22 protein-coding genes and 3 pseudogenes are annotated in these 25,181 nt (G+C 71.8%); 15 read left to right on the plus strand and 10 right to left on the minus strand.

What is annotated here, in order from left to right; all coding sequences use genetic code 11:
- Positions 1-42: 42 nt before the first annotated feature.
- Entirely contained in the window at positions 43-855 is an 813-nt protein-coding gene (locus AC067M_RS10920) for a phosphatase PAP2 family protein (RefSeq protein ID WP_478696680.1), read from the plus strand.
- 168 nt (positions 856-1,023) lie between these two features.
- A pseudogene (locus tag AC067M_RS10925) lies at positions 1,024-1,380 on the plus strand (transposase); the annotation flags it as partial.
- Between the two features lie 115 nt (positions 1,381-1,495).
- Here AC067M_RS10925 and AC067M_RS10930 read toward each other — a convergent pair.
- A pseudogene (locus AC067M_RS10930) lies at positions 1,496-2,767 on the minus strand (zf-HC2 domain-containing protein); the annotation flags it as partial.
- A 434-nt stretch (positions 2,768-3,201) separates the two neighbouring features.
- A complete protein-coding gene (locus tag AC067M_RS10935) occupies positions 3,202-3,792 on the minus strand; it encodes a sigma-70 family RNA polymerase sigma factor (RefSeq protein WP_478696681.1) in 591 nt (196 codons plus the stop codon).
- Between the two features lie 377 nt (positions 3,793-4,169).
- Between AC067M_RS10935 and AC067M_RS10940 the strand changes: the two genes are divergently transcribed.
- Positions 4,170-4,547, plus strand: coding sequence for an STAS domain-containing protein (locus tag AC067M_RS10940; protein ID WP_478696682.1), 378 nt, complete (start codon positions 4,170-4,172; stop codon positions 4,545-4,547).
- 167 nt (positions 4,548-4,714) lie between these two features.
- Positions 4,715-5,227 carry an EF-hand domain-containing protein gene (locus tag AC067M_RS10945; RefSeq protein WP_478696683.1) on the plus strand — a complete coding sequence of 171 codons (513 nt, stop codon included), beginning with the start codon at positions 4,715-4,717 and terminating at the stop codon, positions 5,225-5,227.
- Here AC067M_RS10945 and AC067M_RS10950 read toward each other — a convergent pair.
- Complete coding sequence (locus tag AC067M_RS10950) at positions 5,211-6,728, minus strand: class I adenylate-forming enzyme family protein (RefSeq protein WP_478696684.1); 1,518 nt, start codon at positions 6,726-6,728, stop codon at positions 5,211-5,213. The genes AC067M_RS10945 and AC067M_RS10950 overlap by 17 nt on opposite strands.
- 99 nt (positions 6,729-6,827) lie before the next feature.
- Here AC067M_RS10950 and AC067M_RS10955 point away from each other — a divergent pair, with 99 nt between their 5' ends.
- The 5 genes and pseudogenes from AC067M_RS10955 to AC067M_RS10975 form a co-directional block, all read left to right on the plus strand.
- Complete coding sequence (locus AC067M_RS10955; RefSeq protein WP_478696685.1) at positions 6,828-8,021, plus strand: amidohydrolase family protein; 1,194 nt, start codon at positions 6,828-6,830, stop codon at positions 8,019-8,021.
- A complete protein-coding gene (locus AC067M_RS10960; protein WP_478696874.1) occupies positions 8,021-9,154 on the plus strand; it encodes an acyl-CoA dehydrogenase family protein in 1,134 nt (377 codons plus the stop codon). The genes AC067M_RS10955 and AC067M_RS10960 overlap by 1 nt, the downstream gene beginning before the upstream one ends.
- A 1-nt stretch (position 9,155) precedes the next feature.
- A complete protein-coding gene (locus tag AC067M_RS10965; RefSeq protein WP_478696686.1) occupies positions 9,156-10,061 on the plus strand; it encodes an acyl-CoA dehydrogenase family protein in 906 nt (301 codons plus the stop codon).
- Between the two features lie 398 nt (positions 10,062-10,459).
- A complete protein-coding gene (locus AC067M_RS10970) occupies positions 10,460-10,609 on the plus strand; it encodes a hypothetical protein (protein WP_478696687.1) in 150 nt (49 codons plus the stop codon).
- A gap of 18 nt (positions 10,610-10,627) precedes the next feature.
- A pseudogene (locus AC067M_RS10975) lies at positions 10,628-11,095 on the plus strand (ATP-binding protein); the annotation flags it as partial.
- 518 nt (positions 11,096-11,613) lie between these two features.
- On the opposite strand, the gene AC067M_RS10980 reads toward AC067M_RS10975, so the two are convergent.
- Complete coding sequence (locus AC067M_RS10980; RefSeq protein WP_478696688.1) at positions 11,614-12,540, minus strand: cyclase family protein; 927 nt, start codon at positions 12,538-12,540, stop codon at positions 11,614-11,616.
- Positions 12,541-12,626: 86 nt separating this feature from the next.
- On the opposite strand from AC067M_RS10980, the gene AC067M_RS10985 reads away from it, so the two are divergent.
- The 3 genes from AC067M_RS10985 (at position 12,627) to AC067M_RS10995 (ending at position 15,862) form a co-directional block, all read left to right on the plus strand.
- Positions 12,627-13,538: an SDR family oxidoreductase gene (locus AC067M_RS10985; protein ID WP_478696689.1), complete on the plus strand. Its 912-nt coding sequence runs from the start codon at positions 12,627-12,629 to the stop codon at positions 13,536-13,538.
- Between the two features lie 120 nt (positions 13,539-13,658).
- On the plus strand, positions 13,659-14,813 hold the full coding sequence (locus AC067M_RS10990; protein WP_478696690.1) for an acyl-CoA dehydrogenase family protein: 1,155 nt from the start codon (positions 13,659-13,661) through the stop codon (positions 14,811-14,813).
- Positions 14,813-15,862, plus strand: coding sequence for a Zn-dependent alcohol dehydrogenase (locus AC067M_RS10995; protein WP_478696691.1), 1,050 nt, complete (start codon positions 14,813-14,815; stop codon positions 15,860-15,862). Before AC067M_RS10990 ends, AC067M_RS10995 begins: the two co-directional genes overlap by 1 nt.
- Here the strand turns inward: AC067M_RS10995 and AC067M_RS11000 are convergent.
- Complete coding sequence (locus tag AC067M_RS11000; protein ID WP_478696692.1) at positions 15,852-16,871, minus strand: GlxA family transcriptional regulator; 1,020 nt, start codon at positions 16,869-16,871, stop codon at positions 15,852-15,854. The genes AC067M_RS10995 and AC067M_RS11000 overlap by 11 nt on opposite strands.
- Before the next feature lie 71 nt (positions 16,872-16,942).
- Here AC067M_RS11000 and AC067M_RS11005 point away from each other — a divergent pair, with 71 nt between their 5' ends.
- Entirely contained in the window at positions 16,943-18,262 is a 1,320-nt protein-coding gene (locus AC067M_RS11005) for an MFS transporter (RefSeq protein WP_478696693.1), read from the plus strand.
- A gap of 157 nt (positions 18,263-18,419) precedes the next feature.
- Positions 18,420-18,872 carry a nuclear transport factor 2 family protein gene (locus AC067M_RS11010; RefSeq protein ID WP_478696694.1) on the plus strand — a complete coding sequence of 151 codons (453 nt, stop codon included), beginning with the start codon at positions 18,420-18,422 and terminating at the stop codon, positions 18,870-18,872.
- Here AC067M_RS11010 and AC067M_RS11015 read toward each other — a convergent pair.
- Both AC067M_RS11015 and AC067M_RS11020 read right to left on the minus strand, forming a co-directional pair.
- On the minus strand, positions 18,818-19,489 hold the full coding sequence (locus tag AC067M_RS11015; protein ID WP_478696695.1) for a hypothetical protein: 672 nt from the start codon (positions 19,487-19,489) through the stop codon (positions 18,818-18,820). The genes AC067M_RS11010 and AC067M_RS11015 overlap by 55 nt on opposite strands.
- Positions 19,490-19,704: 215 nt before the next feature.
- Entirely contained in the window at positions 19,705-20,289 is a 585-nt protein-coding gene (locus AC067M_RS11020) for a flavin reductase family protein (RefSeq protein WP_478696875.1), read from the minus strand.
- 80 nt (positions 20,290-20,369) lie between these two features.
- Between AC067M_RS11020 and AC067M_RS11025 the strand changes: the two genes are divergently transcribed.
- A complete protein-coding gene (locus tag AC067M_RS11025) occupies positions 20,370-21,293 on the plus strand; it encodes a hypothetical protein (RefSeq protein ID WP_478696696.1) in 924 nt (307 codons plus the stop codon).
- A 250-nt stretch (positions 21,294-21,543) separates the two neighbouring features.
- On the opposite strand, the gene AC067M_RS11030 is transcribed toward AC067M_RS11025, so the two are convergent.
- Genes AC067M_RS11030 through AC067M_RS11040 form a run of 3 tightly spaced genes read right to left on the minus strand, consistent with a single transcriptional unit; the run spans position 21,544 to position 25,081 of the window.
- Entirely contained in the window at positions 21,544-22,341 is a 798-nt protein-coding gene (locus tag AC067M_RS11030) for an enoyl-CoA hydratase/isomerase family protein (protein WP_478696697.1), read from the minus strand.
- Complete coding sequence (locus tag AC067M_RS11035) at positions 22,304-22,816, minus strand: ankyrin repeat domain-containing protein (protein ID WP_478696698.1); 513 nt, start codon at positions 22,814-22,816, stop codon at positions 22,304-22,306. The genes AC067M_RS11030 and AC067M_RS11035 overlap by 38 nt, the downstream gene beginning before the upstream one ends.
- 39 nt (positions 22,817-22,855) lie before the next feature.
- Positions 22,856-25,081, minus strand: a complete 2,226-nt coding sequence (locus tag AC067M_RS11040; protein WP_478696699.1) for an acetate--CoA ligase family protein — start codon at positions 25,079-25,081, stop codon at positions 22,856-22,858.
- Positions 25,082-25,181 lie beyond the last annotated feature (100 nt).

Genomic DNA, 25,181 nt, shown 5'->3' on the forward strand with positions numbered 1-25,181 from the left:
GCCCCCGACGACCCCAGCCCGTCGCGTACGACACGGCCGTGGATGCCGGCCCTGCTGTACACCCTGGGGTTCCTGACGGTCTACCTGCTCGCCATCTGCACCCCGTGGGGGCAACGAGCTGAGAACGCCCTGTTTGGCCTCGGTATACAGGGCGGCGAAGAAGCATGGATCTACCCCCTGTCAGGATCGACCTACGGCTCGACACCCCTGCCGCCGATGGAATTGACCGCCAAGCCCACCCTGATGGTCGGTCTGGCCGTCATCGTGGTCCTCACCCTGGTGCGGCGGTGCTGGCGGCAGGGGTGCGCGGCGCTCGGGGTCGTCATTCTCGCGACCGGAGGCAAGGAGGTGTTCAAATCGACCATGCCCCGCCCCGATCTGGTGGGCGCGCCCGAAAGTCTCCTTGATCAGGGCTTTCCCAGCGGGCACACGGCCATCCCCGCCGCGCTGACCCTCGCCACCGTCCTCGTGGTTTCCCCCCGCATCCGCCCCTACGTCGCCACGGCCGGTGTGCTGTGGCTCGCCTGCATCGCCGCCGCCAGCGCGACCATGGGCGGCCACCGGCCCAGCGAAGTGCTGGGAGCCACACTGTTGGCCTGTGCCTGTTACGGCCTCGCAACCTGGCTGCTGCCGCCAGCCGCCGCGCCAGGCGCCACGTGGAGCCCCCGTGCGCTGCCCGTCATCACTCTGACGCTGGCCTTGGCCGTCGCCCTCGTTTCCGGCGCACGGAACGACACCCTCACAAGGTCACTAACCTCCGCGGCGGCGGCCTTCATATGTGCGGCCCTGGTCTGGTACGCCGCAGTCGGGCGGCCCGCACGCGCCGCACGCCGCACACGCCCCGCGCTGGGCTGACCACCCGGCCGGCTCCGGGCGGGAACCGGCGCATCCTGGCAAAGCGGCGGTCCGACGCCACCGCCCAGTCGTCGAAGCCGTCGACGCCCGAGCGGAGATGCGCTCCCGCCCGGCGTGTCCTCCCGTAGTCCGGTCAACAGGCCGGTGTCGCCCGGCGCGGCAACCGGACGGCGGACGCAGTTCCTGGAGTTCTGCCGCTACCTGCGCACCCTCTACCCGGACAAGGTCCGTATCGCGATCGTCTGCGACAACTTCTCCCCGCACCTGACCACGAACAAGTGCCAGCGGGTCGGCACCTGGGCCGCGGCGAACAACGTCGAGATCGCCTACACCCCGACGAACTCCTCCTGGCTCAACCGCATCGAGGCCCAGTTCACCGCCCTGCGCTACTTCACCCTCGACGGCACCGACCACGCCACCCACAAAGAGCAGGGCAGCATGATCCGCCGCTACATCATCTGGCGAAACCGCCATGCCGACGACCGGCACCTACGCGCCGTCGTCGACAGGGCGAACGTTGCCTGATGCGGCACCAGCAGACGGTTGTGTTCGCCTAGGGCCCGACGTTTTTCAGGGGCGCGGGGAACTGCGCGACCTGCCACCACTCACCCGCACCCGCCCGCGAAGCAGCAACCCAGCCCTACATCCGGCTCAACGACGCCGCCGCGAACAGCACGTCCTTGATGGCCTCGCGGTCACCGACCTGACCAGCCGCAGCCTCCGCAGGAGATACATGTCCCGCGGCCAACCGGCAGAACTCCCCTCCGTCCAGGGCGATATGGGCCACCTCGTGCTCGGCGGAGCCCACCGCGGCGGGGGAGTCCAGCGGGATCAGCCACTCGCCGCCGCCCAACCCCTCGATCTCCAGCCGCAGGCTGCGTCCCGGCTCGCCCGCCGGGACGAGGTGGCGGTGGCGGGGAGGCGTGGCCAGGCCGGCCTGACGGCGGGCCGCGAGCGCGTTCGGCAGCACCCGCGCCGCCAGGCCGATCATGCGGTGCAGATGGCGCGGGGACGGCGGTGCGTACGGGTAGTCGACCGCCTCCGCGATGTCCTCGGCGTGCACCCAGCACTCGAACGCCCGGTCCAGCAGGGCGTCGCGCAGGTGCAGCTCGAAGTCGCCGTACGACACGACGCGCTCGCCCGAGCCGCCGGTGAACGACACCGTGCGGACGATGTCGTGGCCCTGTTCCCGCCACGGTGTCCGTACCTTGCGGGTGGGCGGGAAGTGCGAGGCACGCCAGTACGCCTCGGTGCGGGCGGCGGGCGTGGTGGCCTTGCCGGCGGCGGCGTCGCCGAGGGGGTCGTCGAGGCCGAGCGCGAGCGCGACGAGCCCGTCGACGGCGAGCAGGTGCGCGATGACCCCGGCGACGGTCGTACGACGGCTCGTCGCGGCGTCGCGCTCGAACCAGCGCAGGCGTACGGGAGCATGCCACTCGGCGTCGCCGAAGTCCTGGAGCAGGGCGTCGAGGCGGGCGGTCTCGGCGTCGTACGAGGCGGCCCAGTCCGGTACCGGGATGCGCGGCGGGCGGCGGTCGAGGCAGCCCGCGAGGACGCGGGTGCGCAGGCCGGGGTCGAGGTCGAGGCTCTCCGGGCGCTGCAACAGGCCGACCGCCTCACGCAGTCGCCGCGCCTCGTCCGCGCAGGCCCCGCAGTCGCCGAGGTGTTCCTCGACCGCCGCCGTCTCCTCCGCCGAACACGCCGCAAGCGCCCACGCCCCGAGCAACGCCTTCAACACCCGATGCTCCAGCACCGGCGCCTCCACCGCCCCCAACCCGGGCAACACCAACCCACTGTCCTCGACGGACACACGAGGCATCGGTATACGCGGAGGCTCGGCGGGATCACCCGAACCGCCACTCGGGCTCCCTGCCCCACCGGTCCCGTCTGACCCACCGGTCCCATCGGTCCCGTCAGGCCCCTCGCTCCCGCCAGACCTGCCAGACCCGCCAGACCCGCCAGACCCACCAGTCCCGCCAGACCCGGTCCCGTCAGGTTCACCGGTCCGAGCAGTCCCCTCAGGCCCACCGGTCCCGCTGACCCCGCCAGTGCCGCCAGTGCCGCCAGTCCCGCCAGACCCGGTCCCGTCAGGTTCACCGGTCCGAACAGTCCCCTCAGGCCCACCGGTCCCCTTAGCCCCACTGGTGCCGCCCGAGCCGTCGAGGGTGTCCGGTGCGCCCCAGTCGCTCGGGTCCTGCGCGCCGGAGCTGTCGGTCGAGTCATCCGCCATGTTCTGCCCTTGCGTCGCCGTTCCCGGAGCACCCGCGAGCCCGGAGGCGCTGTGCGCGGCCGTACGCTCCCGTCCCTGCTGCGCCGCACGCTCCGCGTCGTCGAACCCCCCGGCCCCCCTCACGCCGCACCCCCGTACCCCGGCGGTGCTCCCGGCGTGTCGGTGTCGTGGGCGGTGGAGAGGAGTTGGAGGCCGAGGCGGAGGCGGCGGCGGGCCTCGTCCTCGGTGACACCGAGGTCGACCGCGGTCTGGCGATAGTCGCGGCGCTGGAAGTAGGCGAGTTCGAGGGCGGCGCGGAGTGGGGTCGGCATGGCGTGGACGATGTAGTCGGCGCGGGCGGCGACCGAGGCGTGCCGGACCTTGTTCTCCAGGTCCTCGGCGTCGTCGGCGGAGCCTTCGCCGCCCTGGGTGAGAGCCTCCGTCTCCGTCGCGCGCAGCCGCTGTACGGCGAGACGGTGGGTGAGCGTGGCGACCCAGGTACGCAGGGGGCCCTTCTTCGGGTCGTAGGCGTCCGGGTTCTCCCAGACGTGGGTGAAGACCTCGCGGGTGATGCGGTCGGCCGCCCGTTCGTCCTCGAGCACGCGGTGGGCGAGGCCGTGCACGAGCGACGCGAACCGGTCGTACAGCTCACCGAGGGCGGCAGCCTCCCCGCGGGCGAGCCGCTGCTGCATCCTGCGGTCCCAGCGGGGCGGTGCGTCCTGCGTCGCCATGCGGCCCCCTCACCCCTGTGCTCGTGCGGCCCTGCCGGTCCGTCCCTGCCCAGCCTGCGTCCAACGTCACCTTGAATGTAGTCGGCATGGCCAAGCGCGCACGCCCCTTTGTGGCAATGTGCGCCCCCCGACCCGTCCCAGGTGGTAGGGGGGCCCGGGGTGCGCCGGGCGGACTTCCGGGCGCGTCTACCCCCGATCGCCTCTGTCAAGCCTGATCGAACAGGATCGAATACGACTGAAACAAGCCTCTTTTGTTCGATTACCGTTTCTGACGTCGTGTTTCAGGGAACCGCCGCTGGGCAGCCGCGCTGCAAGGAAGCGTAGGGACGGCTTCCGCTTCCGGTTTTCCGGGATTCTCCAGCGAGTGAAGGGCGTCGGTGGTGGCGTTCAAAGTGACCGACGTTGAGCAGGCCGGATGGGCCGTGCTCCACGTCTCCGGTGAAATGGACCTGGTGACATCGCCGGTGCTGCGTCAACGAGTGCACGACGTGGTGGCCGAGGGCCGCCACAGCCTCGTCCTCGACCTCTCCGAGGTGCAGTTCTGCGACTCCAGCGGTGTCGGCGTGCTGATCGCCTCCCGCCGCCTCATCCGCTCGTGCCAGGGCACGCTGCGCCTGATCCTGCCGGCGCAGGGGGCGGTCGACGGCTCGCACGTCAACCGGGTCCTCGGAGCACTCGGCGTGCGACGCCTGTTCGACGTGTACGCCGACGTCGACGGCGCCCTGGAGGAGGAGGCCGGCCCGCTGTCGGCGTGAGACGCCTGAGAGACCGGATCGTCACCGGGCCCGCGACTGCCACACCGTTGTCGCAGAATTTCCCCGGTCTTGGTACAAGCGTCGATTTCCCGCGCCCCGACGGCCCACCACGTCGTACGCTCCGTGCCAGATACACCCTCACGTGACGTAAGGCGGCCCGAAAAGACATGGTCAGCAGCGAGTACGAGCGCAGGATCGCCGACCGGTTCGCCACCTTCGACCAGGACGGCAACGGCTACATCGACCGCGAGGACTTCAACGTGGCGGCCAAGGCGCTGCTCGTGGAGTTCGGCACCGCGGCCCGCTCCGACAAGGGGCAGGCGCTGTACGCCGGAGCGGAGGCGTTCTGGCAGGGCATGGCCGGCATAGCGGACCGGGACGGCGACCAGCGCATCACCCGGGACGAGTTCCTCAACGGCGCGCTCAAGCGCCTGCGCGACAACCCCGAGCGGTTCGCCGAGATCGCCCGACCCTTCCTGCACGCGGCCCTCGACATCGCCGACACCGACGGCGACGGAGCGGCCACCATCGACGACACCGCCCGCGTGCTTGCCCTCCTGGGCGTGCCGGAGGACGCGGCCCGCGCGGCGGCCGCCGCACTCGACGCGGACGGCGACGGCAAGGTCGGCGAGGCCGAGATCGTGCCCGCGTTCGCCCGCTACTTCACCGTCCCTGAGTAGCGGTCCCCGCGTAGCGTTCGCGCAGCTTGTACTTGAGCACCTTGCGCAAGGTCTCGTTGCGGGGAAGGGCGTCCACCACCTCGAGCTGCTCCGGCAGCTTGTGCACCGACAGCCCTTCCTCGCGCAGATACGACGTGACCGCCGCCAGGGTCAACTCCTCGGCCCCCGGCGGCTGCTCCACCACCGCGCACACCCGCTCCCCGCGCTCCGCGTCCGGCAGCCCGATCACGGCCACGTCCCCGACGGCCGGGTGCGCGTGCAGAAGGTTCTCGATCTCCTTCGCCGAGACGTTCTCGCCCTTGCGGATGATCACGTCCTTCAGGCGCCCCGTCAGCACCAGATGTCCGCTGTCGGTGAGGTGTCCGAGGTCGCCCGTGCGCAGGAACCCGTCCTCGTCGAAGGCCTCCGCCGTCTGCGCCGGATCGAGATAGCCCCGGCAGACGGCCTCCCCGCGCAGCCGCACCTCCCCGTCGACGATCCGTATCCTCATCCCGTCCGGCGGCCGCCCCTCCGTCGTCGCCAGGTTCTCCGCGGTGTCGTCCGGCGACCCCATCGTGATCATCGGCACCTCGGTCATGCCGTATCCGTGGGTGAGCCGTACCCCCATCTCCCTGATCACGGCGTGATAGAGCTCCGGGGGCTTCGGCGCCCCGCCGCCGGCGAGCAGCCGCAGCGTCGGGATCACCTTCCGGTCGGGCCGCTTGCGCTGTTCGGCGAGGAACATCGAGTAGAACGCCGTGGACCCGCCCGCCATCGTCACCCCGTGCCTGCGGTATCCCTCCAGCGCGTCCGGCAGCGCGAACTGCTCGAACATCACCGCGGGGAAGCCGTAGAGCAGCAGCATCACCGTGTAGTCGGGGCCGCCTATGTGGGCGTACGGGAAGGCGATCGAGCCGACGTCGGTGGCCGTCGGGCGCAGCGCGTGGGCGAGGCAGGAGCCGCCCGCGATGAGGGAACGGTCCGTGTGGAGCACGCCCTTGGGGTCGGAGGTCGTGCCCGAGGTCCAGTAGATCCAGCGGACGGAGGTGCCGTCGGCCGGCGCGGGCGGCAGTACGGACGGATCGCCCTCGGGCAGCTCGTCGTACGCCTCGAAGATCCCCTTCGCGCCCAGTCGCCGGGCCATCTCCGTGTGGTCGAAGCCCCGCCACACGCCCGGCACCGCGAAGAACTCCGCCTTCGACTCCCGCAGCGCGAAGCCGACCTCCCGGTCCCGGTAGAAGGGGATGACCGGGGTCTGTACGGCGCCCAGGCGTGCCAGGGCGAAGGACAGGACTGCCGTTTCGAGGCGGGTGGGGAGTTGCCAGGCGACCACCGTGCCGGGGCGTACGCCCATGTCGTACAGCCCGGCCGCGACCCGCTCGGCCCGCGCGCGCAGTGCGCCGAAGGTGAGTGTGCGGTCGTCCTGGAGGAAGAGCGCGCGATCGGGGGTGAGGCGGGCGCGACGGTCGAGCAGGTCCCACAGCGTGCGGGAGGAACTCAGGGCGTGCGGGGTCTCGTTCACGGATGCCCCCTCCTTGGCTGACAGCCTTGGCTGACGGATCGTCAGATGCGATGCTATCTGACGCCCCATCAGATAAGTACCGTCCGGCGGAGGGGACCCATGGCCGAACTGCCCCGCATCATCAGCGTCGACGACCACGTCATCGAGCCCGCGCACCTCTTCGAGACCTGGCTGCCGCAGAAGTACCGCGACCGCGGCCCGAAGCCCCTCACCGCAGGCATCGGGGACCTCGCCTACGTCGGCGGCAAGTACCGGATCACAATGGATCCGGACGGCCCGCCCACCGACTGGTGGATCTACGAGGACCTGCAGTTCCCGTACAAGCGCAACATCGCCGCCGTCGGCTTCGACCGCGACGAGATGACCCTGGAGGGCATCACCCGCGCGGAGATGCGGCGCGGCTGCTGGGACCCCGTCGAGCGGCTCAAGGACATGGACCTCAACCACGTCGAGGCCAGCCTCTGCTTCCCGACCTTCCCCCGCTTCTGCGGGCAGACCTTCGCCGAGGCGCAGGACAAAGAGGTGGCGGTCGCGTGTGTGCGCGCCTACAACGACTGGATGGTGGAGGAGTGGTGCGGCGACAGCGGCGGGCGGCTCATCCCGCTGTGCCTGATCCCGCTGTGGGACATCGACCTCGCCGTCACGGAGATCCACCGCAACGCCGCCCGCGGGGTGCGCGCGGTGACGTTCTCCGAGATCCCCACCCACCTCGGTCTGCCGTCGATCCACTCCGGTTACTGGGACCCGTTCTTCGCGGCCTGCCAGGAGACCGGGACGGTCGTCAACATGCACATCGGCAGCAGCTCCCAGATGCCCGCCGCCTCCCCGGACGCCCCGCCCGCCGTCCAGGCCTCGCTCAGCTTCAACAACGCGATGGCCTCGATGATGGACTTCCTGTTCAGCGGGGTACTGGTGAAGTTCCCCCGGCTGAAACTCGCGTACTCCGAGGGTCAGATGGGCTGGATCCCGTACGCCCTCGAACGCGCCGACGACGTCTGGGAGGAGCACCGGGCCTGGGGCGGGGTGCGTGACACGATTCCCGAGCCGCCGTCGACGTACTACTACCGGCAGATCTTCTGCTGCTTCTTCCGCGACAAGCACGGGATCGCCTCGCTGGACGTCGTCGGACGCGACAACGCCACCTTCGAGACGGACTACCCGCACGTCGACTCGACCTTCCCGAACACCAGGGAAGTCGCCCTCGATCATGTGAAGGGCCTCGACGACGAGACGGTCCACAAGCTGATGCGGGGCAACGCGATCCGCATGCTGGACCTGGACCTCGACACGTGATGGACCTCTCCTGCACGCCCGAGGAGGAGGAGTTCCGGGCCCGGCTGCGGGAATGGCTCGCCAAAGTGCTCCCCACCCTGCCACCCAAGCCGGACCCCGCCGACTGGCCGGGCCGCCGCGCCTACGACCTCGGCTGGCAGCGGATGCTGTACGACGCCGGGTACGCCGACGTTCACTGGGGCGGATCACCGAGCGTTCGCCTGATCTTCCTGGAGGAGACCGAGAAGGCGGGCGCGCCCTATGTCGGCGCCAACTTCGTCGGGCTGCTGCACGCGGGGCCCACCATCGCAGCCGAGGGGACGCCCGAGCAGCGGGCGCGGTGGCTGCCGCCCGTCCTGCGCGGCGAGGAGGTCTGGTGCCAGGGCTTCAGCGAACCGGGCGCCGGGTCCGACCTCGCGGCACTGCGCACGCGCGCGCGGCGCGACGGCGACCACTACGTCGTCAGCGGCTCCAAGATCTGGACCTCCCACGCCGAGGTCGCCGACTGGTGCGAGCTGCTGGTGCGCACCGACCCCGACGCGCCCAAGCACCGGGGCATCACCTGGCTGGCGATGCGCATGGACACGCCGGGCGTCACCGTACGGCCGCTGCGCACCCTTGCCGGGTCCGCCGAGTTCGCGGAGGTGTTCCTGGACGAGGTGCGGGTGCCGGTCGCGGGCCGGGTGGGCGAGGAGAACGACGGCTGGCGGGTCACGATGGTGACGCTGTCCTTCGAGCGCGGCACGGCCTTCGTCGGCGAGGTGGTCGCCTGTCGGCGCGTCCTCGGCGAACTCGCCCGGGAAGCGCGGAGGAGCGGCCGCTGGGACGATCCCGCGCTCCGGCGGCGCCTCGGCCGGCTGAACGCCGAGTTCCGCGCGCTGTGGCGGCTGACCCAGTGGAACGTGAGCGAGGCGGAGGCGTCGGGCGGGGTGCCCGGCGTAGGGGGGTCGGTTTTCAAACTGAGGTACTCACACGCGCGTCAGGAGCTGTACGACGCCGCCGCGGACGTCCTGGGCGACGCCGCGCTCGACCTGGACCAGCCCTGGACGCTCGACCGGCTCTCCTCGCTGTCGTACACCATCGCGGCCGGCACCTCGCAGATTCAGCACAACATCGTGGCCGAGCGGATCCTGGGCCTGCCGAAAGGGCGCTGACGTGCGTTTTCAACTGACCGAGGAACAGCGGGCCTTGCGGGCGGGAATGCGGGAACTGCTGGCGCGGCGCTTCGACGCCGAGGCCCTGCGCGCCGCCGTGGAGCGCCCGGGGCTCGACCGAGCGCTGTGGCGGGAGTTGGGCGAAGCCGGGTTCTTCGCGCTGCGGCTGCCCGAGGCGGACGGCGGCGTCGGGGCGGGGCTGCCCGAGGCCGTGTTGGCGTTCGAGGAGGCGGGCCGCGCGCTGCTGCCGGGCCCGCTGGTGGCCACCCATCTCGCGGCGGGGAGGGTGCCGGGGGCGACCACCGGAGAGACGGTCGTGACGGCCGTGGACGGCGGGCTGGTGGAGTGGCGGGCGGAGGCGGACGTGGTGGAGGGCGCGGCGCGCGGGGGAGCCGAGGAGGCGTGGGATGCCTCCGGTGCCGTACCGGTGCGGTCGGTGGATCCTCTGACGCCGCTGCACCGCGTCGACGGCTGTGTGCGGCCCACTGATCCCGTCGCGGTACTCCTCACCGCCGCCGAACAACTCGGCACGGCCACGCGCGTGTGCGAGCTGGCCGTGCAACACGCCCGGACGCGTGAGCAGTTCGGGCGGCCGATCGGGGCCTTCCAGGCGGTCGCGCATCTGTGCGCACAGCTCCTCGTGCGGGCCGAGACGGCCCGTGCGGCCGTGTACGCGGCCGCGGTCACCGCCGACCCGGCCGACATCGCCGCCGCCCGGCTGCTGGCCGACGAGGCCGCCGTACGCGGTGCTCGCGACTGCCTTCAGGTGCACGGAGGCATGGGCTTCACCTGGGAGTCGGAGGTGCATCTGCATATGAAGCGGGCATGGGTACGGACGCGACGTGCGGGGACGACCACGGAGAGTGAGGAGCTGCTCGCCGCCGACCTGTTGGCGGACGTGGACTGACGGGCCGCTGACCTGCGCTGTCGCGCGCCTGGCGGCCGTTGCGCGCGCAGGTGTCACAGATTGTGGCAAAAAATGACTACGGAGCGTTGATATCGGCTTGTGTCCTCGGCGTGACTCGTCACGGCCCGGAGTCGGCGTACCCCTCGGGTACCTTGTGTGGGATGCGAGCGGTGCCGAGCACGATCCTTGCCGGTGTGGCCCCTGGGGCGGCGCCGGATCCGACGGTGCGCGCCGCTGCTCGCAGGGCGGATGCGGTGGTGGCCCCCGCCTGTTCGACTCCCTGCGGCGAGCGTCGCACAGTATGCCGCACGGGTACTCCTTCGCGCTGGAATATGCCCGAAGCGCTTGTTGAGGTGACTGTACGTCAATCAAGCTGTCCCGTAAGGGATTTACGTTCCGTGACTTCGGCCGTGACTCCGGTACTGGCCGTTGTTCTGGTCATGCAAAAAATGGTTACGATCGTGGCCCTCGTCGTAGCCCTCGTCATGGCGCTCGTCGTGGCGCTCGCGTGCCGCGAGGTCATGTGTCCGCCGGTTCGGATGGTGTGAGCGGTGCAGGTGCTTCAAGTGCAGCTGGAGATCCGGCCCGACCCCGCGGAGGTGGGGCGCGCCCGGAGATGGGCCCGGTCGCGGCTCGCGGGGTCCGGGATAGAGGCCGACGAGCCACTCGCCGAGACCCTTGTCCTGCTGGTCTCGGAGCTGGTCACCAACGCCGTGGTGCACACCGGCCGTCCGGCCGTGCTCCGGCTCTCCCTGCCCGGTTCCGACGCGGGGGACGAGTCGACCACCGTGCGCCTGGAGGTGGCCGACAGCAGCGGCCGGGCCCCGGCGCCGCGGTGCGCGGACGACGACGCCACCGGCGGCCGCGGCCTCGCCCTCGTCGACGGCCTCGCCGACCGCTGGGGCTGGGCCCGCGAAGGCGCCGGCAAGCGCATCTGGTGCGAACTCGACCGCTGCGCACAGCCCCGGCAGGCCGCGGCCGGCTGTGGGGTCGCCGGTGTGTCGGCGTACGAGGAACTGGCGTACGAGGCGTTGTTCACGGGGGGCCTGACCACTGCGCGGGGGCTTGACCCCGTTGGTGGCGGTCGACGTGACGGGCGCACGACGTGACGGGCGCACAGGGTGCGAGTGCGCGGTAGGTGTCGTCGGTTCGGTGCACGGGGGCAGAGAGCGCTGTCGCGGCAAGTCGGGCGGGGCATCCGTGCGCCCGGATGTGCTTCCGTGCGCGCCCACGACAAACGGGGGCAAAAACAACAGGGGTGTTGACGCCTCGTGTCCGCCTGATCACGCTTGAGGTTCAGCGACTCGCCGCGAGGGGACGGCAAGGGCTCGGTGACGGAAGCCCTTGTCGAGTGCGGGTCGTCGGGTTCGGCGTCGGCTTCCTCAGGGCCTAGGGGGGCCGATGGGGGCACCTCCCGCTCGAGCGCGGTCGAGAGAGGGGGAGGGCACGCCGGAGCCGGATGGCGGCGCGCGGTGCCGTGCTCGGGGCGGGCACGGCGCGCCGCCGGCCGGAGGCGGGTCCCGGGGTCAGGGGTGCCCCCGGGACCCGCGGTTCACAGGATGGCGACCGGTGCCACGGGAGTGCCGGTCGCGCCGACGAACGGCTCGGGCATCGCCGCCAGCAGGAACGCATGGCGGTTCGCTTCTCCACAGGCTGTGGACAACTCTTCGAGATTCCAGTTCTGGCCCTGTGGCATCCCCATCTCCACCAGATCGAGCGCGTGGACGGGCAGCCACAGGTCGTCGATCTCGGGCGGAAAGATCTCGAATGTCATCGTGTCATTGGCGACCGCGGCCACATCGCGCGCGTGGAACCACTCCGGCGTACGGATCGACAGCCCGGGCGACGGGTAGGCGTACGCCTCCCTCTCACCGGCGAGACAGACCTGCATCTGCCCGGTCCGTACGAGCACGATGTCGCCGGAGCGCACACGCGTACCGGCGAGCTCCTCCGCGGCCTCCAGGTCCTCCGGGGTGACGGCGTGCCCACCGGGCAACCGGTCGACGCCCCGCGCGCGTGCCACGTCGAGGAGGACGCCGCGCGAGACGATGTGCCGCGCCTTGTCGATACCGCTGAACTCGGCGCCGCCGTGCGGGGTGATGGTGCTCGCCGGGCGTCCGTTGTAGAGCCGGCCCGAGTGCGAGACATGGGTGAGCGCGTCCCAGTGGGTGCCGGCCTGCAGCCCCATCGTCACGGCGTCGTCGCTGCACGCCACCGTCCCGGGACCGAAGATCTCCTGGTTGATCTGCACCATGGCGTGCAGGGGGTTCACCCGCCCCGGGATCATCCCCGTCTGCAGGCCGTCCTGCTTCAGTGGCAGCGCGAGAGGCACGCGGCGCCCGCTGCGGACGGTCTCCGCGGCCCGGCGTACGACCTCGTCGGTGATCAGGTTGAGCGTGCCGATCTCGTCGTCGGCCCCCCAACGGCCCCAGTTGTTGACGCGCTTGGCGATGTCGTGGAACTCGGCCGGCAGTGACATCCGGTGCCTCCCCGGGGCTTGTCCTGGCCCGTCTGACGCGACATAAAATCTAACGGACCGTCAGAAACCGCGGGAAGGGGCCGGGCGTGGGGAACTTCTTGGCAGGCAAGGTCGTCGCCGTGACGGGCGCGGGACGGGGCATCGGCCGGGCGGTCGCGCTGGCGGCGGCGGGGGAGGGAGCGCGGGTCGTCGTCAATGACTACGGGGTGTCGGTGGACGGCGCCTCGCCCAGCAGCGAGATCGCCGAGGCCGTCGTCAAGGAGATCGAGGCGGCGGGCGGGGAGGCTGTCGCCGTCGCTGATGATGTCTCCACGATGGCGGGCGGACAGCGGGTGGTGGACGTCGCGCTGTCGTCGTACGGACGGCTCGACGGGGTGGTGTGCGTCGCCGGGATCCTGCGTGAGCGGATGCTGTTCAACATGTCCGAGGAGGAGTGGGACCCCGTGGTCGCCACGCATCTCAAGGGCACGTTCACCGTCTTCCGGGCGGCGTCCGCGGTGATGCGCCAGCAGCGTGGCGGCACCTTGATCGGCTTCACCAGCGGCAACCATCAGGGGTCGGTGTCCCAGGCCAACTACAGCGCGGCGAAGGGCGGGATCATCTCGCTCGTACGGAGCGCCGCGCTGGGGCTGCACAAGTACGGCGTGACCGCGAACGCGGTTGCGCCGGTGGCACGTACGCGGATGTCGGCCGGTGTTCCGATGGAGCTCGCGGAGATCGGGGAGCCGGAGGACGTCGCCGCGTTGGTGGTGTACCTGCTGTCCGATCGGGCTCGGGAGGAGGGGATCACCGGGCAGGTGTACACGGTCGCGGGGCCGAAGATCGCGGTGTGGGCCCAGCCGAGGGAACTGCGTTCGGCTCATGCGGAGGGTTCCTGGACGCCGGAGCGGATCGCTGAGGTGCTGCCGGGGACGGTGGGGGTGGATCCGATGCCGATGTTGCAGCGGTTGGAGGAGATGCGGCGCGCTGCGCGGGAGGGGGCGCGGCCGAACGGGTGAACCGGGGTTCGTTGGCGGGTGCGGGCGGTGTGGCTGGTCGCACCCACGCGGCGGAGCCGCACATCGATAAAGCCCCGCGCCCCTTGGCCGGAGCAGTCGCCCCCCACTCAGGAGGTGAACGTGGAGTTCGGATTCACTCCCGCCGATGAGGAGTTTCGTGCCGAAGCGCGTGCCTGGCTCGATGCGCATGTCGACGGGCGACAGGACCGGCGCAGCTGGGAACGGGCCCTCGGGGAAGCCGGGTGGATCGGGCTCGGCTGGGCCGAAGGCGGTTACGGCAACCGGACCGCCTCCCTCACCCGACAAGTCGCCTGGGCCGAGGAGTACGCCCGCTCAGCCGCGCCGCCGCGCTCCGGGCACATCGGGGAGAATCTGCTGGCGCCCACCCTGCTGGCCCATGGCACGGATGAGCAGAAGGCGCGCTTTCTGCCGCCGATCGCGGCCGGTGCGGAACTGTGGTGCCAGGGGTACAGCGAACCGGGTGCCGGGTCCGACCTCGCCGGGGTTCGTACGAAGGCCGAACTCGGCCCCGACGGGCGGGCGTACCGGGTCGCCGGGCAGAAGATCTGGACCTCCCTCGCGCACGAGGCCGACTGGTGCTTCGTGCTTGCTCGCACCGATCCCGAGTCGGCGCGTCATCACGGGCTGAGCTTTCTGCTGGTGCCGATGGACCAGCCGGGGCGGATCGAGGTGCGGCCGATCCGGCAGATGACCGGGACGAGTGAGTTCAACGAGGTGTTCTTCGACGGGGCGCAGGCGGCTGTGGAGCATGTCGTCGGGGGCGAGGGGAACGGGTGGCGGGTCGCGATGAGTCTGCTCGGGTTCGAGCGTGGGGTCTCGATGCTCGCCCAGCAGATCGGGTTCGCTGCGGAGTTGGGGCGGGTGCTGCGGACGGCCGTTCAGACGGGTGCGGCGGACGATCCCGTCGTACGGGACCTGCTGGTGCGGCAGTGGGCCGAGTTGCGCACCATGCGGTGGAACGCCCTGCGGACCCTGGGGAGTTCGGGTGACGTGGGGGCGCCGAGCGTGGCGAAGTTGTTGTGGGCCGGTTGGCATCAGCGGCTCGGGGAGCTGGCGATGCGGGTGCGGGGGGTGGAGGCGGGCGTCGGGCCTGCGGACTGGTCGCCGTCCGCGCCGTACGAACTCGACGCGGCACAGCACCTGTTCCTGTTCTCCCGCGCCGACACGATCTACGGCGGCTCGGACCAGGTCCAGCGCACGATCATCGCCGAGCGTGTGCTCGGTCTGCCCAGGGAACCCAAGGGAGCCGCGTGATGAGAGGCGTGATCTACGACGGGAAGCGGATCGAGGTCGCCGACGATCTCCAGGTGCGGGACCCGGGGCCCGGTGAGGTGCGGGTCGCGATCTCGGCGGCCGGGCTGTGCCACAGCGATCTGTCGGTCGTCGACGGGACCATTCCGTTCCCCGTGCCCGTGGTGCTGGGGCACGAGGGTGCGGGCGTGGTGGAGTCGGTGGGGGCCGGGGTCACCCATGTCGTGCCCGGGGACCACGTCTCGCTGTCCACGCTCGCCAGCTGCGGCACCTGCGCGGAGTGCGGGCGGGGCCGCCCCACGATGTGCCGGCGGGCGATCGGGCGGCCGGAGCGGCCCTTCTCGCGGGGCGGCCGGCCGTTGTACCAGTTCGCGGCCAACTCGGCCTTCGCGGAACGCACGGTGGTGAAGGCCGTCCAGGCCGTGCCCGTCCCGAAGGACATCCCGATGGCGTCCGCCGCGCTCATCGGGTGCGGGGTGCTGACCGGGGTCGGCGCCGTGCTCAACCGCGCGCGCGTGGACCGTGGGGACAGTGTGCTGGTGATCGGCACGGGCGGGGTCGGCCTCAACGTCATCCAGGGGGCGCGGATCGCGGGCGCGCTGCGGATCGTCGCCGTCGACGCCAACCCGGCGAAGGAGGCGGTGGCGCGGCAGTTCGGTGCGACGGACTTCCTGACGTCGACCGAGGGGGTGCGGGAGCTGTTGCCGACGGGCGCGGACCACGCCTTCGAGTGCGTGGGGCGCGTCGAGCTGATCCGGCAGGCGATCGACCTTCTCGACCGGCGCGGGCAGGCGGTCCTCCTCGGTGTACCCGCCGCGACCGCCGAGGCGTCCTTCCTCGTCTCCTCCCTCTACCTCGACAAGTCCGTCCTGGGCTGCCGCTACGGCTCCTCCCGCCCCCAGCGGGACATCGCCCTCTACGCCGAGCTGTACCGGCAGGGCCGGCTGCTGCTCGACGAGCTGGTGACGGCGACGTACCCGGTGGAGGACTTCGAGAAGGCGGCGGCGGACGCGGAGGCGGGGCGCGTGGCGCGGGGGGTGCTCACGTTCTGACGCCGGTCTCGTTCGTGCTCGCTCTGAAGGTTCTGCGGTAGGCGGTCGGCGTGACGCCGAGGGTCGCCTGCAGGTGCTGGCGCATCGACTGGGCCGTCCCGAAGCCGGCCTCGGTGGCCACCTGGTCGACGGACAGCTCGCTGGACTCAAGGAGGTGGCGGGCCCGTTCGACGCGCTGCTGGGTGAGCCACTGGCCGGGGCTGAGGCCGGTCTCCTCGCGGAAGCGGCGCGTGAAGGTGCGCACCGACATGGCCTCCTGCGCGGCCATGTCCCGCAGCTGGATCGGCTCGTGCAGCCGCCCCAACGCCCATGCGCGCGCCCCGGTCGTGGTGGCCTGTTTGGGGTCGGGGACGGGCCGCTGGATGTACTGCGCCTGCCCGCCGTCGCGGTGCGGCGGCACGACCGTCCGGCGGGCCACCTCGTTGGCGATCGCCGTGCCGTGGTCGCGGCGCACGATGTGAAGGCACAGGTCGATCCCGGCCGCGACGCCCGCCGAGGTGAGGACGTCGCCGTCGTCGATGAAGAGCACGTCCGGGTCGACCCTGACCTGCGGGAAGAGGCGTTGCAGACGGTCGGCGTCGATCCAGTGCGTGGTGGCCGGGCGGCCGTCCAGGTATCCGGCGGCGGCGAGGATGTACACACCGGTGCAGATGGAGGCGAGGCGGGTGCCGGGCCGGATGTGGGCGAGGGCGGCGGCCAGTTCGTCGGTGAGGACGCCCTCCTCGTAGACCGGGCCGAGTTCGTACGACGCCGGGACGATGACCGTGTCGGCGGTGGCCAGCGCCTCGGGGCCGTTCGGGACGTGGATGGTGAAGTCGGCGTCGGTCTCGACCGGGCCGGGCGGCCGGATCGAGCAGGTGACGACCTCGTACAGACGTCGTCCCTCGGCGTCCTTGGGCCGGTCGAAGATGCGGTGCGGGATGCCCAGCTCGAAGGGGAGCAGTCCGTCGAGGGCGAGGACGGCGACGCGGTGGGGGCGGAACGCCGACGGCGCGTGCTCTGAGGTCATGGCCCGATCCTAGCGAATGGTGTCTCTCGGGCCACTCGTTCGCGGAGACCGCAGGCCGGAAGCTCGATGACGTGACTCAGACGACCGAAGCCCCCGTTGCCGTAGAGGACTCCCGCAAGCGTCCCGGCTCCCGCTCCCGTTCCCGTATCCACCGGGCCTGGTTCGTCGCCGCCGTCACCTTCGTGACGATCATCGGCGCGGCTGCCTTCCGCTCCCTGCCCGGGCTGCTCATCGACCCGCTGCACGCGGAGTTCGGCTGGTCGCGCGGCACGATCGGCGCCGCCGTGTCCGTCAACCTCGCCCTGTACGGCCTGACCGCCCCCTTCGCCGCCGCGCTGATGGACCGCTTCGGCATCCGCAGGGTGGTCGCCGTGGCCCTCACGGTGATCGCGCTCGGCTCCGGCCTGACCGTGTGGATGACGGCGGCCTGGCAACTGCTGCTGTACTGGGGCCTGCTGGTCGGCCTGGGCTCGGGCTCGATGGCGCTGGCCTTCGCGGCGACCGTCACCAACCGCTGGTTCACCGAGCGCCGGGGCCTGGTCAGCGGCATCCTCACCGCCGCCTCCGCCTCCGGCCAGCTGATCTTCCTGCCGATGCTGTCCTGGCTGGTCGAGACGCACGAGTGGCGCCCGGCGGCGGTGACGGTGGCTCTGGCCGCCCTCGCGGTCGTCCCCTTCGTCTGGCTGCTGCTGCGCGACCACCCGGCGGACGTGGGCCTGAAGCCGTACGGCGCACGGGTGTTCGTGCCCAAGCCCGCGCCCGTGCCGGGGGCCGCACGGCGGGCGGTCACGGTCCTGCTCTTGGCGGTGCGCACCGGCCCGTTCTGGCTGCTCGCCGGCACCTTCGCGATCTGCGGCGCGTCGACGAACGGCCTGATCCAGACCCACTTCGTGCCCGCGGCCCACGACCACGGCATGCCCGTCACCGCGGCGGCCTCACTGCTCGCGGTCATCGGCGTGTTCGACGTCGTCGGCACGATCGCCTCCGGCTGGTTCACCGACCGCTTCCCACCGCGCCGCCTGCTGGCCGTCTACTACGCCCTGCGCGGTATCTCCCTGCTGTTCCTCCCGATGCTGCTGGCCTCGACGGTCCACCCCCCGATGATCTTCTTCATCGTCTTCTACGGCCTCGACTGGGTCGCCACCGTCCCGCCCACCCTCGCCCTGTGCCGCGAGCACTACGGCGACGACAGCGCCATCGTCTTCGGCTGGGTCCTCGCCTCCCACCAGGTCGGCGCGGCCCTCGTCGCCTTCCTCGGCGGCGTCGCCCGGGACGTCTTCGGCTCGTACGACATGGTTTGGTACGCGTCGGGGGCGCTGTGCGCGGCGGCGACACTGATGGCGCTGGTGATCCGGCGGGGGCCGAAGGCCCCTGTGCCGACGGCGGCCTGAGAGCCGAGCTGTCGGTGCGCAGGGCCCAGGGCTCAGGGCCCACCATGGGGCACACATGACCCCCGGGGTAATCGACCGTTCTCCCCGCCCCCGGCAGGATCGGACAGACCGGCGGGAACCCCCGCCGGGATCCGCCCGCCACCGCGAGGAGAGCGCGATGTCCGACAAGTCCACTGCCACCACGACGAGTTCCGTCGCCGAGGCCACCCGGGCCGTCGTGCGGGAGTTCCTCGCCGCCCGGCTGGCCGGGGACACCACGCGCCTCGTCGCCCTCTTCGCCGACGAGGTCGACTGGCTGCTCGCCGAGAACCCCGCCGTCCCGTGGATCCGCCCACGGTCCACCGCCGCCGAGTGCGCCGCCCAGGGCGCGGAGTTGATGGAGCACACGGTGCCCGAGGACGCCCGCGCCTCCGTCGACACCTTCCTCGTCGACGGCACCGACGCCGTCCTGATGGGGCACCTGTCGGGGACCGTACGGGCGACGGGAAAGTCCTTCGAGGGCCCGTTCGCCCTGCGCCTCACGGTCGAGGACGGCCGGATCACCCGGCACCACCTCTACGAGAACAGTTTGTCGATCGCCGAGGCCTGCACCCCGCGCGTGCGGAGGTGAGCTCCGGGCACCGCAGCGCGGGGAGTTGCCGCAGCGCGCCCCAGGGGAGACAGTGCCGCGGCGAAGAGGAGCCCGCCGAGCGGCAACAGATCCAGACTGGCCGCCATGGTCGCCGTACCGAGCACCACCAGCGCGGGACGCCAGACGCTGATGCGGCGCTGTACGGCGAGTTGGATCACCAGCCACAGCAGACCGACGTAGAACAGCATCGGGCCGACCGTGTACACCGCGGGCATCACGCCCGGGTGGCTCTGTATGTCCTCGAAGAGTCGCTCCATCCCGGCCCGGTCGTCGGCCCGGAAGCCGACGACGAGATCGATGACGCCCTGGGCGGTGACGGCCACCGTCCCCACCAGCCCGAGTAACGCCGCCACACGGGCGCTCAGCCGTGCCGCGCCGGTCGTCGGTGCCGACAGCCGCAGCAGGCCCAGGAAGATCACGCCGAAGAGCAACACCCCGGCGACCAGAAGGACATGACCGCCGCTCCAGGCAGGACCCGGACCGTGGTCCGGGTCGGACAGACGGATGGTTCCGTAGGCGAGCATGCACAGGGGTGCGGCGATGAAAGCGGTCCGCGTCAGTGCGGTCCGGCGGATTCCCCGAGGTCGGTTCGTCATGTGTCGATCTTGTCGGCCGGCCCGGTGCCCCGAGATCAGGCATCCCCCCGAGAAGACCCTCACCCACCCCTGACAAGCCTTCAGGGCCGACCCTCAGGGTCGGCGCCGGTGCGGCCGGAGAGATCCTGGGTGACTGTCGGATGTGTGTCACGCGGGCCGGGGCGAAACCCCTGTTCGAGTGGGCCTCGTGTGGCACGGATCCGCCAATCACCGCTTCAGAGGAAGCGACCCCTGTGGAAAAGCAGCGGTGATGCGGAGTCGTCACCCGTCCCCAGGGCGGTCACCCTGCCCACGACGATCAGGTGGTCGCCGCCGGTGTGCACGGCGTGGATCGTGCAGTCGATCCAGGCGAGCGTGTCGGCGAGGCGGGGGGAGCCGGAGGCGGGGGCCGGGTCGTAGGGGACGCCGGCGAACTTGTCGGCGCCGCTGACCGCGAAGGCGCGGCACAGGTCGCCCTGGTGTGCGCTCAGGACGTTGACGCAGAAGGCGCCCGCGCGGGCGATGCGCGGCCATGTCGTCGACGTGCGGCCGACCATGAAGGCGACCAGGGGCGGGTCGAGGGAGAGGGAGGTGAAGGACTGGCAGGCGAAGCCGGCGGGGGCGGGATCGCCTTCGGTGGCCGGTGCCGTGATGACGGTGACGCCGGTCGCGAAGCTTCCCAGTACGCGTCGGAAGTCGCCCTGGTCGACCGGCGCTCGCTCGTCCTCGCGGACACAGCGCAACTCGGGGCGCGGTAGCGCCTCGACGGGGTGTTCCCTGAGATAGCGGACGGCGGCCGCCGCCATGCCTGCGTGTCCCATCACGTCCCCATTGAAGCTGACGGTGTGTCAGATGGGAACCCCCGTGGAGGGGGGAGAGCGCGCGTGCGTACGCTGCGGCCATGGGGTGGGGAACGGTCCGACCGGTGCTTCGCGGCATGCGTGCGGCATGGGAGACGGACGACCTGAACGCGGCCGCCGCGGCGAGTGCCGCGCAGCTTCCTGCGGCCGGGCTGGTCTGGTGGATCGACGTCGCGACCGGCGACGACCACGGCGCAGGTGGCGGCGGTGCCATCGGCCTGCTCTGCCTGTTCGTCTTCGCACCGCTGGTGCTGTCGGTGCTCGGGCTGCTGCACGCGTGCGTGCACACCATGCCGGCCGCGGTCCTGGCCCGCCTCGCCGGTCGGCGCGTGCCGGGGCCGGAGTGGGTCCGGCACCTGGTGGGTGCCATGGTGGTCGGGGTCGCCTGGGCCGGCGTGGCGGCCCTGCTGTGGGACTGGGCGTTCGGCACCACCGCCCTCGTACTCTGTGCCCTGGGCGTGCTGCCCGTGCTCGGGGTCGCGTACGTCCGGCGGCGCGCCCGGGGCACCGGGCGGGCGTGGGGGCACGGGCGCGTGTGGTGGCGCGCGGCGCTCGCCTCCGCCGGCCTGTTCGTGCTGGTTTTCGGGGGTGGGGTGCTGGCCACGGTCACGGGGCTGATCGAGCAGTACGAGCCTCCGAAGCTGTCCGCCGACCGGCTCGCCGGGGTCTGGCGTGGTGACGACGGCGCGGTGCTGCGGCTGGGGCCGGGTGGTCGGGCCGAGCTGAGCAAGGTGCCGGCCGAGCCAGGCTTCGGGGCGGGACGGGACTACACGGTGTGCGACGGCGGTGGCACGTGGTCCCCCGACCGGGACGGCCGTGACGGTGTCGTCGTACGGCTCGACGGGACGTGCGGGCAGGAGACGCGCTGGACCATCGGCGGCACCGAGCGCGATCCCGAACTGTTCGTACTGTTCGGCGACCCCGACTCGGGCGAGCTGCGGATCCTGAAGCGGGCAGCCACCTGATCCTCACCGGCACCTGAAGCGGCCCGCCGCCTGGCCCTCACGCGTCCCCTGGGGCGGGCCCCGGCTTCGTGCTCACCCGGTCCTGTTGCGTGGGCCAATGGCCGCGCAGCCTGCGCGAGTCGAGCGCAAGCGGGCCGCCGCCTGGTCCTCACGCGGGCCCCCAGGGCGTGCCCCGGCCTCGTCCTTCGCGGTCCTGGAGCGGGCCGTGGCCTGATCCTCACCGCTTCTGGAGCGGGCCGCGGTCTCGTCCTCACCGGCCCCTGAACTCCGGCGCCCGGCGCTCCACGAAGCTCGACACGCCCTCCTGCGCGTCCGCCGTCGTCATGTTGATCTCCTGCGCGGCGGCCTCGGCGGCGAAGGCGGTGGCCCGGTCGCTGTCGAGGGAGGCGTTGACGAGCTGCTTGGCCAGAGCGAGCGCGCGGGTCGGGCCGGTGGCCAGGCGTTCGGCCCAGGCGCGGGCCGTCTTGTCCAACTCCTCGTCCGGGACCACCCGGTTGACCAGGCCCAGACGTTCGGCGTCGGCCGCCGTGAGCGCGTCGCCGAAGAACATCAGCTCCTTCGCGCGCTGGGGGCCGACCAGGCGGGGGAGGAGGTAGGCGCCGCCGGCGTCGGGGACCAGGCCCCGCCGTACGAACACCTCGATGAAGCGGGCCGATTCGGCGGCCAGGACCAGGTCGCAGGCGAGCGCGAGGTGCGCGCCCAGGCCGGCCGCCGTGCCGTTCACCGCGGCGATGACCGGCTTCTCGCAGTCCAGGACGGCGGCGATGAGGCGCTGGGCGCCGAGGCGGAGGGTGCGGGCGACGTCTCCGGCGACCCGTTCCCCGGGCGCGGACCCGCCCCGCAGGTCCGCGCCCGCGCAGAAGCCCCGGCCCGTCCCTGTCAGGACGACGGCCCGGACCTCCGCGTCGGCGGACGCTTCGGCCAGCAGGTCGATCAAGCGGTCGCGCTGGTCGGGCGCAAGGGCGTTGAGGGCCTCGGGGCGGTCGAGGGTGAGGTGGGTGACGTGGTGGTCAGTCCGGTGGCGTATCCACGGCTCGGGCACGGTCATGCTCCGTTCTGGGGGGAAGGGCCAGCCATGAGCGGGCGGACCTGCCCTTCATCTCCGCGTCGAGGTCCGCCCCGTGCCGCAGCAGCAGGTCGACGATCTCCGAGTGGGGTGGCGGGCCGCTCGTCGCCGCCAGCACCACGGGCAGGTACCCGAACCTGTTCTGGGAATCGGGGTGTACTCCGGCGTCGAGCAGCACCTCCACGACGGCCCGCTGACCCTCGGCCGCCGCCAGGGTCAGCGGCGTCCAGTCGTCGTACGCGCCGACGAGCTGGTCCGGATCCGCTCCGGCCTCGATGAGCGCGCGTATCCCGTCGACGTCGCCCTGCCGCACCGCCGCGTAGAGCGCCTTGGCCGTCGGCTGTCGGGCCTGCCACGCCTCGATCGGCTCGTCTCTCCAGCCCTTGCCGACTCGCGGGCTCCTCCTGACTCCCTCGCCGGTCCCCGCCCTCTCGCCGGCCCCATGCGTCTCGTCCATGATGTGATCTTCGCCGGTACGGCGCCCCGCGCCCACCCCTCACCGGCACACCGCCAACGCGTCCAACGCCACCGCCCCCTGCCCCCGGGGCAGCACCATCAGCGGGTTGATGTCGAGCTCGGCCAACTCGTCCCCCAGTTCCAACGCCATGCGCTGGACGCGCAGGACGACTTCGACGAGGGCGTCCAGGTCGGCCGGGGGGCGGCCCCGGACCCCGTCGAGGAGGGCCCGGCCGCGCAGTTCCGTCACCATGTCGCGCGCCTGGTCCTCGCCGAAGGGCGGCACGCGTACGGCCGTGTCGCGCAGCACCTCGACGAGGACGCCGCCGAGGCCGACGGTCACGGTCGGTCCGAACAGGTCGTCGTGGGTGACGCCGACGACCATCTCCACGCCCCGCTCGACCATCTGGCACACCAGGACACCGTCCAGCGAGACGCCCTCGTAGCGGGCGATGTCGGTGAGTTCGCGGTAGGCGTCGCGGACCTGGCTCGCCGAGGTCAGGCCGATCTTCACCAGGCCCAGCTCGGTCTTGTGGGCGATCTGCGCGCCGGACGCCTTCATCACCACCGGGTAGCCGACCAGCCCGGCCGCCCGTACGGCCGCCGCGGCGCTCGTCACCAACTGCTCGCGCGGGACCCGGATGCCGTACGCCCGCAGCAGCTGCTTCGCCGCGTGCTCGCTCAACTGCTGGCCCGGCCGCATCAGCATCCGTGCCTTGCGGAAGGAGGGGGACGGGGTGCGCGGGGCCTCGTCGAAGGGGGAGCGGTAGCCGCGTACGAAGCGGTGGTGGTCGAGGTGGGCGCGTACGGCGGTCAGGCAGTTGGCGACGGTCCGGAAGGTGGCCACGCGCGAGGAGCCCAGCAGCACCTCGCGGTACGCCGGCTCAGTGCCGACCGGCGACCCCCACACCACGCACACCAGCTTGTCCGTGTGCTCGGCCGCGTCCACCAGGTCCTGCACCAGCCGGTCGCTGAGCGGCGGGAACGGGCCGGTGATCGGGCAGATCAGCACCCCCACCTCGGGGTCGTCGAGGATCGCGTCGATGATCTTCCGTCCGCGCCAGTCGCCGACCGGATGCCCGCCGTTGTCGACGGGGTTGGCCACGTTCAGGTACTCCGGTATCCACTCGTGCAGCTCGGCCTGTCTGGCCTCGGACAGCACCGGCAGGCGCAGGCCCGCCTCGGTCGCGAGGTCTGCCACGTGCGCGCCCGTGCCGCCCGAGATCGAGTAGACGACGACCCCGTCCGCGCGCGGGGGCCGGGCCCGCGCCAACAGGGCCGCGGTGTCCTGGAGTTCGTCGAGGCCGTCGACGCGGATCACCCCGTACTGCCGCATCGCCGCGTCCACCACCGCGTCCGCGCCGGTCAGCTTGCCGGTGTGGGAGGCGGCGGTGCGGGAGCCGGTCTCGGTGCGGCCCACCTTGACCGCGACGACCGGCACACCGCGCCGCGCGGCCCGGTCGGCGGCGAGCAGGAAGGAGCGGCCGTCCTTGAGCCCCTCTACATAGCAGGCGATGGCGCCCACCTCGGGCTGCTCGGCGAAGTAGGAGATGAAGTCGGCGGTCTCCAGGTCGGCCTCGTTGCCGGTCGGGGCCCAGTGGGAGAGGCGGACGCCGAGTTCCTGGAGGGCGAAGACCGGGCGGCCCTGGTGCCCCGACTGCGTGATGAGCGCGATGGCGGGGCCGTCCAGGTCGTCCCGGAACCGTTCGAAGGCGTTGAGGTTGGTGTTGGGTCCGAGCATCCGCAGTCCCGCCTGCTGAGCGGCGGCGGCCAGCCGGGCCTGCGCGGCCGCGCCCTGCGCCCCCGTCTCCGCGAACCCGGAGGCGAAGGCGACCGCGAACTTCGCCTTGGCCTCGCCCAGTTGGCCGATCACCGAGAGGGGATCGGCGACCAGCAGTACGGCGAGGTCGACCTGCTCGGGCAGGTCGGCGACGGCGGGGAAGCAGGGGACGCCGAAGACGGACTCGCGGGTGGGATGCACTGGGTGCACCCGCGCCCCGACCCGCTCGGCCCAGGTGAACAGTTGCCGGGTGATCCCGGTGTTGGGCCGTCCCTCCGTGTCCGAGGCGCCGATCACGGCGACGGACTCGGGGCGGAAGAAACGGTCCAGATCGGGGACGTCGGCGTACAGCGGACGGCCGCTGACGTCGAAATCGTCCACGTCGGCCGGGCGGCCGTGGACGGCGGGCGCGGGTGGCTCGCCGCACGCGATGGCCCGGGCCCGGCGGGAGTCGGTGGTGAGAGTGCCGTGGGTTGATCCAAGCATCGGTCCGCCCGCTCTTGTGAGACGGCAATGACTCAATAACTGACGCTCTGTCAGATTACTGAACTGACGGGTCGTCAGGAATGGTCGTGCACGCAAAGAA

It is taken from the genome of Streptomyces sp. NPDC043427, assembly GCF_056436655.1.